The organism is uncultured Clostridium sp. (assembly GCF_947039605.1).
In the GTDB taxonomy this organism is placed as follows: domain Bacteria; phylum Bacillota; class Clostridia; order Clostridiales; family Clostridiaceae; genus Sarcina.
In genome coordinates this window covers 19,499-31,544 of the sequence record NZ_CAMQZG010000019.1, presented here as the reverse complement: position 1 = coordinate 31,544, position 12,046 = coordinate 19,499, and the positions used below count along the sequence as shown (strand labels likewise).

The window sequence follows — 12,046 nt, the reverse complement described above, 5'->3', positions numbered from 1 at the left end:
AAGATAATGAATAAAAAAGTAGGAATAATAGTAGGGATAACAGTTGCAGCATTACTTGGGGGGGCAGCAGTTATGAGCATGTCAAATAAGAATGATAAAGAGATAGAGAAGGCTGAGGAAACAATAGTTGTAACAGATAGAAGAGGAGAAGTTACGGTTACAAAAGATCCAGAAAGAGTAGTAGTATTAGATTATAGCTCACTTGATACAATGAGTGTAATAGGTGAAGAAGCTATAGCAGTACCAAAATCATCATTGCCAGTATACTTAGAATCGTATAAAGATGAAAAATACACTGATCTTGGATCACTTAAAAAGTTTGATATGGAAAAAATAAATGAATTAGATCCAGATCTTATAATAATAGAAGGTAGACAAGAAGATTCATATGAAGAGTTATCAGAAATAGCACCAACAATAATGCTTGGCAGAAATGGTTCAGATCATTTTGGTTCATTAGAACATAATGTACAAACTCTTGGAAAGATATTTGATAAAGAAGAAGAGGCAACAGCTAAAATTGAAAGTATTCAAAATAGAACAAATGCAATAGCTAGTAAAACTGAGAATTTAGAAGGGAAAGCTTTAGTGACAATGGTTTATGATGGAGAAATTACAGCATTTGGAGCTGAATCAAGATTTGGAATGATTCATAATGAGTTTGGTTTTAAGCAAGCAGATGAAAATATAGATACAGAAAATCATGGACAAACAGTGACATCAGAGTATGTCTTAAGTAAGAATCCTGATTATTTATTTGTTGTAGATAAAGGGCTTATTTCAAGTGGTGAACAAAAACCTGCAAAAGAAATAGTTGAAAATGAATTAGTTCAAAAAACTAAGGCTTTTAAAACAGGAAGTATAACATATTTAGATACAAAAGCTTGGTATCTTGGTGGACCAGGAATCAATGCTACTGAGAAAATGCTTACTGAAATAGAAGCTAGTATAAAATAAGTTGAAATAAAATAAAGACACTCAGTCAGGAATCTGACTGAGTGTCTTATTTTATATAAGTCAATTTTTAGGCTTTAAATTAAACAGTTTTCCAAGAATCATCGCTTCCAGGTGTAGTATTTGTCCACCATTTAGCTTCATATTTTTGTCCGTTATGTGAAACAACAGCTCCACCATTATATGATTTTCCAGGAACATATTGCTCAGTTCCATCTGGGTTGGTTGCAGCTTTTACTTCCCAAACAGCACTTATACCAGGAGTTTCACCTTGTGTCCACCATTTAGCTGTATAAGTTTTACCACCATAAACTACTGTATCACCAGTATTATAAACTTTACTAGAATCAAAAGTATCACCATCAGGTATTTCTGCATCATCCTTAGAAACAGTTATAACTCTCTTAGCTTCAGTTTTTAAACCTTCACTATCAGTAACAGAATAAGTTAATGTGAATTTACCAACTTTATCTGTATCAACAGTTCCAGCAATTTTAATTTTTGAAGTCAAATCACCATCTTCTTTATCATTAGCTGTGATTCCTGTCATTGGTTCAAATTTATCTCCAACTTTAATTTCTGCATCTTTAATACCCTTTAAAACAGGTGCAGTGTTTTCAGCAGGTGGAGGAGTTATTTCTTTATCTTTAACTATGATAGTTCTAGTTTTAGTTGTTTCTAAACCTTTGCTATCAGTAACAGAGTAGTTTAATTTATAAGTTCCAGCTTTGTTTGTATCAACTTTTCCTGAAACTTTGATTTTTGAAGTCAAATCACCATCTTCTTTATCATTAGCTTTAACACCAGCTAATGAATTAAATGAATCTCCAACAGTTATTGTTTTACCAGTTACTCCAGTAAAAGTAGGAGCAGTATTTTCACTTGGTCCAGGACCAGGGCCAGGAGTATCCTCACCATAAACAACCTGCTCTGCAACTACAGTTCCAGCCTCATTCATTCTTTGTCCAACAGACACAGAAGTGATTGCTGATAAATCTTCAGGCATATCACCCTCAGCATTAAGCATAAATTTATAACTTTGACCTGGTTCTATATTTTTACCTTCCCAAACACCTTTAATATCGATAACTGTTCTACCTTTATCATCAGTTGAGATAACACCAGCCATATGATCTCCAGCTGTTAACTTAACATCTGAATCTACATATATAATAGGAGTTTTTATTGTTTCAGCACTTCTTTCAAGTTCTTTTAATACTTGATCAGTCTCGCCAAGTTTTTCATTATTTTTGATAGTTACTTCGTAACCACCACCGGCACCACCCCATTGTGATCCCACAGGTTTGATTGTAGCTTCAATATCAAGATCAGCGTAAACTATTTCGTGATCTGGAAGTTCTTGTCCGCCATATAAACCATCAGCAGTTGCAGTTGTAAGCTCATTTCTTACAGTGCCAGAACCTGATGTTGGTGCATCTTGAGATGCCATCCATGAAATCATTCCACCAAGGTCATTAGTATTAACATATTTTGTTTTTTCTTCAATAGATTTTACGTTATCATAAGTGAAGAACTCACCAGTTGTTTCACTATAAAGGTATGGAGCTTTTGCTACATCATCCCAATATTCTTTTAAACCAGGAATTTTTGTTTTTAGTTCATCTATAACTCTATATGACCATACACCACCAGCTCTACCAGCTTCTCCAACTTTCATAGGAGCAGCATTTACAGCACCACGAGATGGAGTTTGATCAGCATCTTTGTTTGTTAAAGCAGCCTCTCCGAATAATCCAGGATTTTTAGCATCTGGACCCGGAGCAACTTGATCCCATCCTCTTGTATAGTAAGCAGCACCAACAACGATTTTTTCTGATGGAGCACCTTGCTCTAAGAAGTAGTTAACACTTTCATCAACTGAAAGTCCGGCACCAGAAGTTGGGTCAAGTGGGTTTGTGTAAAGACCAGTTTGGTGTCCACTAGTTTCATCCCAAGCACCTCTCATGTCGTACGTCATGATATTTGCAAAATCTACTGCATTGAATAATCTTTCAACATCGATTCCGCTTTCAACTTTAGATTTTGGTGCAGGAAGGGCAACACTTATTTCATAGTATTTGCCTATTTCATCACCTTTTTTATCAAGTGCAACTCTTAGTTCTTCTAGGAAAGTTACATAATTTTCTTTATCTTCTGGCTTAGCATCAGGTGTTCCCTCATCTTGGTGATTATCAACTTTATCTGGTTCTCTAGCCTCAGATGGGTACTCCCAGTCAAGATCTACGAAGTCCATGTTAGCGTATTCAACATACTTAACAAGATTATCTATTAATTTAGCTCTTTTTGTTGGATTACCTGTAACTTCTGTGAAGTCTCCAGATTTTGACCATCCACCAACTGATACACCGATTTTTACATTAGGATTCTTAGCTCTAAGTTCTTGGAATGCATTTATACATCCGGCATTTGGGCCGCCCCATTGAACTCCAGGCTCGCCAACTGGTGCACCTATAGCAGAATCTTTATCTGTGAATATTAAGTTTGCATTTTCATCGAAATCTAAGAATGCAAAGTTTAAGTGAGTTAATTGATCAGCTGGAATATCTTTTGGATAGAAGTTACCTTCTCCACCCCAAATAGACCAATCTCCAAAATAAGTAACGTTACGCTTAACTTGATTTGCTTGTTTTTCAACAGCTACTGCCTCTTGTGCAGGTAAGAAAGAAATTAAACCTCCAGTTAACATTGCAGATAGTGTTAAGATTGAAACACATGATTTTATATGCTTTTTAAATGCTCTTCTTGCCATAATATACATCCCCCTCATATATGGTAAATATTTACAAGATTGATTATAATACAAATTTGTATAGGTATACAAGAGGTAAAAAAAACTTATTGTTACAATTAGTTGCTTGTCAAAAAAGTTAAAGGTTAAAATATTTGTCTAAAATAGAAGTGAAAATTTTAGAGAGAAGGTAATAAAATGTTGAAGAATGAGTTAACGATTACATTTTAAGGGAGGGAATATGTTGTAAAAAGTTTTAAAATAATTAAAATATATAAAGGTTTTCAGTGATTAAAGTTTAGAAAAGTAATAAATTCTTAAGAAATGATAAAGCACAAAAGACATATAATAAAGTATAGTATTTTTTATGAATTTGGATTCATAACTATTTAAGGTATTAAATAGTTTATATATTTTAAATTTAATAGAGGGGAACTGAATTTAAAATTATAGGGAGGAAGTATATGTCAGAAAAAAAGGGGATAGATTTAGGGCGGGGGAGTGTAGGGAAATTGCTTTTAACACTTGCATTACCGGCAATTATCGCTCAAATAGTTAATGTACTTTATAATATTGTAGATAGAGTTTTCATTGGTAAAATGCCAGAAGGGGAAATTGCAATGGCTGGAGTTGGAGTTGCATTTCCGATTATTCTTATAATAGCAGCCTTTAGTGCATTAATAGGTGGTGGAGGTGCACCACTTTTGGCAATTAAAATGGGAGAAAAAGATAAAGATGGAGCAGAAAAAATTTTAGGAAATAGTTTTATAGCACTTATAATATTATCTATAGTGTTAACTATTGGCTTTATTCTTTTTAGAGAGCCTATTCTTAGAGCGTTTGGAGCAAGTGATGCGACGTTGCAATATGCATTAGATTATTTAACTATATATTTAATTGGGACAATTTTTGTTCAAATAGCTCTTGGGTTAAATCCATTTATTAATGCACAAGGATTTGCTAAGGTGAGTATGATGACTGTTATGATAGGTGCAGTTATAAATATAGTATTGGATCCTATATTCATATTCACTTTTAATTTAGGGGTTAAAGGAGCAGCACTTGCAACTGTTATAGGACAGTTTGTTTCAGCAATCTGGGTTTTAAAATTTATGTTTAAAAATAGTCCACTTAAAATTAGAAAAAAATATTTAATACCAGAATTTAAGGTGATTTTAGGAATAATGGCACTTGGAATATCACCATTTATTATGCAAGCAACAGAAAGTTTAGTTATTGTTAGTATGAATAATCAGTTATATAAGTTTGGTGGTGATATAGCAATTAGCTCAATGACGGTTATGAGTAGTATAATGCAAATACTAATGCTACCATTAGTTGGACTAAGTCAGGGGGCACAGCCTATAATTAGTTATAATTTTGGTGCAAAAGCATTTGATAGAGTTAAGAAAACTTTTAAATTATTAATAGTATGCTCTATAACATATACAACTATAGTATGGCTTGGATTAATGGTAGCACCAGCAAGTTTTGTGAAAATATTTAATGATAGTCCAAAACTTATAGAGTTAACCTCTTGGAGTATTAGGTTATTCTTTGCAGGTGGATTTGCTTTAGGAGCGCAAATTGCTTGTCAGCAAACTTTCCTTGCGTTAGGTCAAGCAAAAACATCTTTAATATTAGCTTTACTTAGAAAGGTATTTTTACTAGTTCCATTAATTTTTATATTACCAGTTATTTTAAAGGATTTACCATTTATGTTAGGGGCAACTACAATAGAGAGCCAACAACTTATGGCAACATATCTCTCAGAAAGTATTGCAGATATTATTGCAGCAAGTACAACAATTATTTGTTTTAGTATTTTTTATAAAAAGACATTATCAAAAATAGAATTAGAAGAGCATAAAGAAAAAGAAATTGAAATGTCAAAAGCAAATTAAGTGTGAAGTGTCTGCTAATTTTTTTAGTAGGCACTTTTTTTTGCTAGATAGTAAAGGGTATAATTAATTATTAATTATAAGTATCGGGGGAGTATAAAATGGAAAAAGTTTTTGAGGTTTGTGTTGGAAATTACATAGAGGCTATTATGGCAAATAAAAAAGGTGCTGATAGGATAGAGCTTTGCGATAATTTATATGATGGTGGAACTACGCCTAGCTATGGAACTATTAAAAAAGTTTTAGAGGATGTTAAAACTAAAGTAATGGTTATTATTAGACCAAGAGGTGGGAATTTTGAGTTTTCTTTAGAAGAGATTGAGATTATGAGAGAAGATATAAAGATGTGCAAAAGTCTTGGTGCTTATGGGGTTGTTATTGGGCAGTTAGTAGGAAATAAAATTAATTATGAGATTACTAAAGAATTTACAGAACTTGCAAGACCAATGAGTGTTACATTCCATATGGCATTTGATGAAGTTTTAGATAAGGATAACGCTATAGAAGAATTAGTAGGGCTAGGGATTGATAGAATCTTAACTAAGGGTGGAGATTTATCTGCATATGAATGTATGGATGAACTTAAAAGATTGAATGAAATAGCAAATGATAGAATTATAATAATGCCGGGAAAAGGTGTTAATATAGAAAATAGAGATAAGATTCTAGAAAAAACTGGTACACATGAGATTCATGGAAGTAAGGTAATATAGCTAGAACGTATAAAAGAGTATGTAGCGATAAGTAAGCTACATACTTTTTTAAGGTTTATCCATAAGGGAAATAGTGGACAAGTATTAAATATAGTGGATTGCTATAATATATGTAAAATAAAATTAATTTATACATATATTATAGCAAACACTCTAAAGTTCAAAATATATATAGTAACTAAGTAAAAGTTGAATTATAAGAATAGCTGGTATTCCTATATAAAATTTAGGATGTCTTGTTTTGTGCCTAAACACATGCATTCCTATTAAGCCACCAATACTACCTCCAAAGATAGCAAATCCCATTAAAGTTGCTTCTTTAATTCGCCATTGATGTTTTATTGCTTTAACTTTATCTACATACATTAAAATAAATGCAATTATATTTATAATTATAAGATAATAGCTTATAAGTTCTTTCATTTAAATAAATCTCCTTAATCTTGAATTTTTCTATAGAAAATATTATAACATTAAATTTGTTTTTTTTGGACAAGTGTAAATTAATTAATATATGGTAATTCTAACAAAATGTTAATATAGAAAGATTTGGTTGTTATGATAAACTAAGCTAAAGAAATTAAATTTTAGTACTTATAAGAGATAATTATAGGTAATAGTGTAAGGGAGTTAATTATGAGAAATGAAGAGTTATTAAGTAAAGGGACAACTTATGAAGATATTAAAAAATATGCTGATGAGGAACAACTTGCAATGATAAAAGTACAAGCACAGGTTTGTACATATGAAGGATATAAAAAAGAGGAACTTAAAGAAATACAAAAAGATATTAATATTGCTGTATTTGTAGAAAATAGATGTGGTGATGCACAGACTATGGTTCCAATATTAAAAGAAATTACTAAGGTGAATGATAAAATAAAGCTTAGTTATTTTGAGGCGAGTAAGTATGATGCATTTCTTATAGAAAAAGTCGGAGAGAAAAAAGTTCCAATGATATTGTTTTTAAGAGGTGAGAGTGAAGTTAGCTCTGTATATAATGAATTCCCTATAAAAGTAAGAGCTTTAATAGAAGCAAATCCTGATAATAGGGAATTTATTGTTAAAGAGGAATTTAGAAAAGGAAAATACAATATTGAAGTTGAGAAAGATATAGTAGAAGCTATACTAGGGGTATAATTTAATTAGTAGAGTAAATTATAATAGAATATTTATCTTTATGAATAGAATCAATTTTAATTAGTTTTTTAGTTTTTTCTATTTCAAGAATATCTTTATAAAGAACTAATTTTTGATCAAGATAAGTTAATCTAAAATAATCAAGAAGTCTCTGGATATTTTCATTAGGGGCTTCTTTTATTTCTTCAAAAGTACAAGTATCTCTATTTATATTATGTTCTTTTAAAAATTGCTTTATAAGAATTTCACCATCTGCAGAATTATAAAAACTACAAATAGTTTCTTTTTTTTCATTTCTGACTAATATATTATTGCAACGTCCAAATAAAAAAGAAAATCCATCATTTATTTGAGGGATGTTGCTTTTGAATTTTTTGAAAAATGCCAATTTATTCACCTCTATATATAATTTAATTTCAATTTAATTATATATAGATATGCAAAAAATGCAAAAAAAATGTTTAAAAAAGTAAATTAATAAAAAAAGAATAGATTTTTAAGAAGATATTCACTAAAATAACTTTTTATTTTGTCGAATTATAGATATAATAATAGAGAGATTTGCTAAAAAGGAGGAAATTTTTTTGTTGGATATGAATTTAATAGATAATAATGAATTAAAAAAATATTTAGATAGTTACAAAAGATTATTCTTCCGAAAACAATTAGATACTCCAAAGAGTAAACTAATTCTTGATAAAAAAAGAGAGAGTTTAGGATTATCTAAAGAAGAAGTCGGTAATGTTGAAGCTTTAGTAAATAAAAGTCTTTGTAATTCAATTGATTTTATAAATGCAATAATGGATTTAAATGGATCAGGTGAGGTTGCAGAGGATGATTTATTAGAGATAAATGAATACTGTATGGATTTAGGGTTAGAGGAAGAGGACATAATGTTATGTCTAAATTTTGCAAAAGAAAAAAATAATGATTCAAAAGCTACGGTAGTGGATACTTTAGAGAATGAGTCAAATAAAAAAAATGTACAAGCTGTTGATGAAGAGTTTGTAAATAAAAAAGAAAAGAAGATAAAAAAAGAAACTAGAGATTCAGGTGATCTTCCAAGCTTTAAGAATAGAGCAAAGGAAATATTAAAGATAGATAATAGTGAGATAGATAAAGAAAGCTTAACAAATGATGCTATTGAGGCTTTAAAAGAGGAAATTTCAAGTGAAAAATCACATGTTTTAGAACTTTTAGAGTTAGAAGAAGAATTAGAGGCTAAGAAAAACTTACAGGTTAATTCACAAGAAGCAGTTGAAACTGTGGAAATTCTTGATGCAGAAAAGATAGAAGAAGGAATTAGTGATGCTAAAGAAACTTTTGACACAGAAATAATTGAGAGTAAAAATAATTTTGAAACTATAGAGATTTTAAATTTAGAAGTTTTAGAGGATAATAAATTAGCACAAGAGGACAACTTTAGTGATGATAATATCTTAATTGTAAATGAAGCAAAGAGTAATTCTAGCAATGAGCAAGAAAAGAAATTATTTAATGATTTTGATGAGGAAATAGAATTTGTAGAGAAAAAAGTAGCAGTTGAGTCTGAATATAAAGAATCTACTAGTTTTATAAAGTATGATGGTGAAGATATGCTTAGTAAAGAAAATAGTCTTGATGATATTTTAGATTTAGAGAGCCGAGATTTTAGATTAGAAACATTAAAAACATTATTCTATAATGGATGTTTAATCTGTGTAGAAAGATTTAAGGATAATATATTTAACATAAGAGGTAGAAGAAACTTTACGAATGATAATATAAAGTCTGCTTTTTATGATGGATATAGCGAACTTATAGATTATACACATGCTTTCTTAACTAAAGAAGGAATTAATGATAATAGTATTGAAAAAGATAAATTATTTGAAAGCATTTTTGGACTTCAATGTCTACAGACACTAACAAAACAAATAAGTAAGATTAATATAATGGTTGATAATTCTGTATCTGAAGCACAGATAATGACAAGTGTTGATAGAAGCATTGGTATATATAAAGCTAATAGTGATAAACCACACTTTAAAACATATGCAGTTAGGTCTATTTCAAAGGAAATAAAAGCTATATTTGAAGAGGCAAAACTTGATTACAGTTTAAGAGATAGTATAGAGCAAGGAATTTACAAGTTAATTCTTGAGGCGGTTGAGTTTATTAATAAATGTGGACTAGCTAACTTTGATATTTATACTGAAGACCATGGAAGAACTTTAAACCAACTTTTAGAAGCAAAGGCTAAAGCAAAACAAATTATTGGTAAGTATAATGAGGGAAGAAAAATTTCTGATGAAGAATATGTAGTTATTCTTAGAGATGCAATAGTTGATTATCCTTTCTTTGAAGATACATATGTTGCTTTATCAAAGGTTGAGTCAGAAAATATTAGAAAATATAATTTATTAATATCAGCAATTGAACTTTTAAATAAGTGTGGTGAAGAGGCTGATAATATAATAAAAGAAATAAAAGATGTAGAAAAGGGACTTTATGTAGATGAAATTACAAAAGTACCAAGTCATGCTAATGAAGAGGTTAAAAAAGCTCTTTGTGCAGAAAGTATTGAACTTTACAATATTAGAGATTGCGATATAATCTTTGAAGCTGAAATTAATCATTTTGGATATGTTGTAAGTGATATAGATATTAATAAGGTTAGTGAAGAGGCTAGAATAGCTACATTTAAACACGAACTTGAAATTATTAAAGAAGCAGATTATATTGATGAATTAAGAAAAGATAAAATAGAAGAAACTAAAGAAAAGTACTCTATAAGAAATTGGGAATGCTTTAAGGCTGAGTATGCTGTTTTTGGTAGCTCATTCGAGGGCAATGTATTTGCAGATTTAGATACACAAGATAGAACTACTATTTTAGATTATTGTATGAAAGCAATTAAAGATGTTGCACAGACTGGTAAAGATAAAAGAGATATGCTTTGTGAACTTCAAGTTAGAAATATAATGGAGAAAAGACAGTTCAGAGAAATTGAAAAAGATGTATTTGGATTTGTTATTCCTTTAGATGAAGAAGAAACTATTGAATTTGATTTCATGGAAAAGGTTAATTATATTTATAGAGATAGCGAAGAGGAGATTAAAGCACTTGATATATCTATAAAAAGTAAGAAGTGGGATATGGAAGTTCCAGGATTCTATCATCTTATAAGAGATATGCAAATGGATTATGAACCAGTAATTATGGCTTATGTTGAAGATGATAAATCAGGAAAGAATAAAGAAGGATTTGTTATAACAGATAGAGCAATTTATTCAAGTTATGCAAAAAGATTCTTAAAGTTTTCTGAAATTGAATCTTTAAAAGTAAGAAATTATTCTAAAGTTAAAAAAGGTGAGAGAATATTCTTTGATGGTATCTTTGTTGACTTAGAACATAGGGATTATAAACTTTGTAGTAATTATATGGGAAGCAAAGATGATTTCTCTGTTATGCTAAATAAAATACTTGATGCTTATAGAGATGTAAATGGACTTGCACCGCTTGAAAGACCAGAAGATAATACTGAAGAGAATATGCTTCTTGGAATAGATAGTGAGAATATCTTATTTGGTAATAAAAGACTCCAAGAAGAACTTAAAGTTAATCTTGAAGAAAATAAATACTATGAGCTTATGAGTGATTTACTTAACTATGATAATTTGAGTTTTAAAGAAATACTTATAGAACTTTCTAGTTTAGTTAATAAAGAAGTTGGGGAGAATATCTACTTTAGTGAAATTACAGAAGGTAGTGGAGAAAAAATTAGAGAAGCTTGCACATCATACGTCATGAGTATAAGTGAACTTGAAGAGATATATCTTGTTATAGATAATACTAAGAAATTCCCATTTGCATTCCAAAAGAATGGTATGGTTATTTCAAGCAAAGGAATCTATTGCAAAAATAAAAATGAAGATGAGTGGTTTATAGACCTTAAATATGCTAATAACATAAAAACTAAGGAAGATAATAAAATTCAAATTACTAATAGAGTAGTTGAATTCCCTCATGTTAAAAAGAAACAAGATTTATTTGATTTAAGAGATTTAATTGAATTTGTAGTTGTACTAAGAAAAATCATGGATAATCCTTTAGAGGAAATTGATGAAGAACTTGGAAATATGACAATAAGCCCTGCAGAAGGATTTAGTCTTGAACTTGTGAATTCAATAAAGCTTGAGAATCTTAGAAAAACATTATTTGTTCATAGTGAAGGTGCTTCTTCTGAAAAGAGATATGCATCAGCTATGGCAAGTTATGCAGATATGAGTGATGTGGAAAGACCGGTTTTACTTCTTGATACAACAGTATTTGGACTTAAAACAAGTGGACTTTTAATAACAGATAAAAATATCTATTACAAAGAAGGTATGTCTAACTCACTTAATATAAACCTGCTTGCTATATCAAGAGTTTATATTAAAAATGAGAAATTCTATATTAATGGAATTGAGCTTAAACTTGCTAGTTTAAACTTAAAAGAAAAGACAGAACTTTGTGAAAAAGTTTCTAAACTTGTAGAGTTCTTAAAGAACACAGGATTTAAAAGAATATAATTTAAAAAATAACTTTTGAAACCAGAAAAAGCA

Annotated in this window: 8 protein-coding genes; 5 read left to right on the top strand and 3 right to left on the bottom strand. The window is 29.9% G+C overall.

Going from position 1 to position 12,046, the window contains the following annotated elements; all coding sequences use genetic code 11:
- Positions 1-6 precede the first annotated feature (6 nt).
- Positions 7-957, top strand: coding sequence for an ABC transporter substrate-binding protein (locus tag Q0V24_RS08870; RefSeq protein WP_297520573.1), 951 nt, complete (start codon positions 7-9; stop codon positions 955-957).
- Between the two features lie 79 nt (positions 958-1,036).
- Here Q0V24_RS08870 and Q0V24_RS08865 read toward each other — a convergent pair whose 3' ends face one another.
- Positions 1,037-3,724 (bottom strand): glycosyl hydrolase family 18 protein, encoded by a 2,688-nt coding sequence (locus Q0V24_RS08865; protein WP_297520571.1) that lies wholly within the window; start codon positions 3,722-3,724, stop codon positions 1,037-1,039.
- A 443-nt stretch (positions 3,725-4,167) separates the two neighbouring features.
- Between Q0V24_RS08865 and Q0V24_RS08860 the strand changes: the two genes are divergently transcribed.
- Both Q0V24_RS08860 and Q0V24_RS08855 read left to right on the top strand, forming a co-directional pair.
- Positions 4,168-5,607, top strand: coding sequence for an MATE family efflux transporter (locus Q0V24_RS08860; RefSeq protein ID WP_297520569.1), 1,440 nt, complete (start codon positions 4,168-4,170; stop codon positions 5,605-5,607).
- 98 nt (positions 5,608-5,705) lie between these two features.
- Positions 5,706-6,317, top strand: coding sequence for a copper homeostasis protein CutC (locus Q0V24_RS08855; protein ID WP_297520567.1), 612 nt, complete (start codon positions 5,706-5,708; stop codon positions 6,315-6,317).
- A gap of 153 nt (positions 6,318-6,470) precedes the next feature.
- Here Q0V24_RS08855 and Q0V24_RS08850 read toward each other — a convergent pair whose 3' ends face one another.
- Positions 6,471-6,740, bottom strand: coding sequence for a DUF1294 domain-containing protein (locus Q0V24_RS08850; protein ID WP_297520565.1), 270 nt, complete (start codon positions 6,738-6,740; stop codon positions 6,471-6,473).
- A gap of 213 nt (positions 6,741-6,953) precedes the next feature.
- Between Q0V24_RS08850 and Q0V24_RS08845 the strand changes: the two genes are divergently transcribed.
- The gene (locus tag Q0V24_RS08845; RefSeq protein WP_297520563.1) at positions 6,954-7,457 is read left to right on the top strand and encodes a thioredoxin family protein; all 504 of its coding nucleotides are present in this window, start codon (positions 6,954-6,956) and stop codon (positions 7,455-7,457) included.
- Position 7,458: 1 nt separating this feature from the next.
- Here the strand turns inward: Q0V24_RS08845 and Q0V24_RS08840 are convergent, their stop codons facing one another.
- Positions 7,459-7,845, bottom strand: coding sequence for a hypothetical protein (locus Q0V24_RS08840; protein ID WP_297520562.1), 387 nt, complete (start codon positions 7,843-7,845; stop codon positions 7,459-7,461).
- A gap of 196 nt (positions 7,846-8,041) precedes the next feature.
- Between Q0V24_RS08840 and Q0V24_RS08835 the strand changes: the two genes are divergently transcribed.
- The gene (locus tag Q0V24_RS08835; protein WP_297520559.1) at positions 8,042-12,013 is read left to right on the top strand and encodes a hypothetical protein; all 3,972 of its coding nucleotides are present in this window, start codon (positions 8,042-8,044) and stop codon (positions 12,011-12,013) included.
- Positions 12,014-12,046: the final 33 nt, after the last annotated feature.

What these genes read in the sequence shown, in the direction of transcription:
- Q0V24_RS08870 (WP_297520573.1), top strand. Translation starts at nt 7, where the DNA reads ATGAATAAAAAAGTAGGAATAATAGTAGGGATAACAGTTGCAGCATTA.
- Q0V24_RS08865 (WP_297520571.1), bottom strand. Translation starts at nt 3,724, where the DNA reads ATGGCAAGAAGAGCATTTAAAAAGCATATAAAATCATGTGTTTCAATC.
- Q0V24_RS08860 (WP_297520569.1), top strand. Translation starts at nt 4,168, where the DNA reads ATGTCAGAAAAAAAGGGGATAGATTTAGGGCGGGGGAGTGTAGGGAAA.
- Q0V24_RS08855 (WP_297520567.1), top strand. Translation starts at nt 5,706, where the DNA reads ATGGAAAAAGTTTTTGAGGTTTGTGTTGGAAATTACATAGAGGCTATT.
- Q0V24_RS08850 (WP_297520565.1), bottom strand. Translation starts at nt 6,740, where the DNA reads ATGAAAGAACTTATAAGCTATTATCTTATAATTATAAATATAATTGCA.
- Q0V24_RS08845 (WP_297520563.1), top strand. Translation starts at nt 6,954, where the DNA reads ATGAGAAATGAAGAGTTATTAAGTAAAGGGACAACTTATGAAGATATT.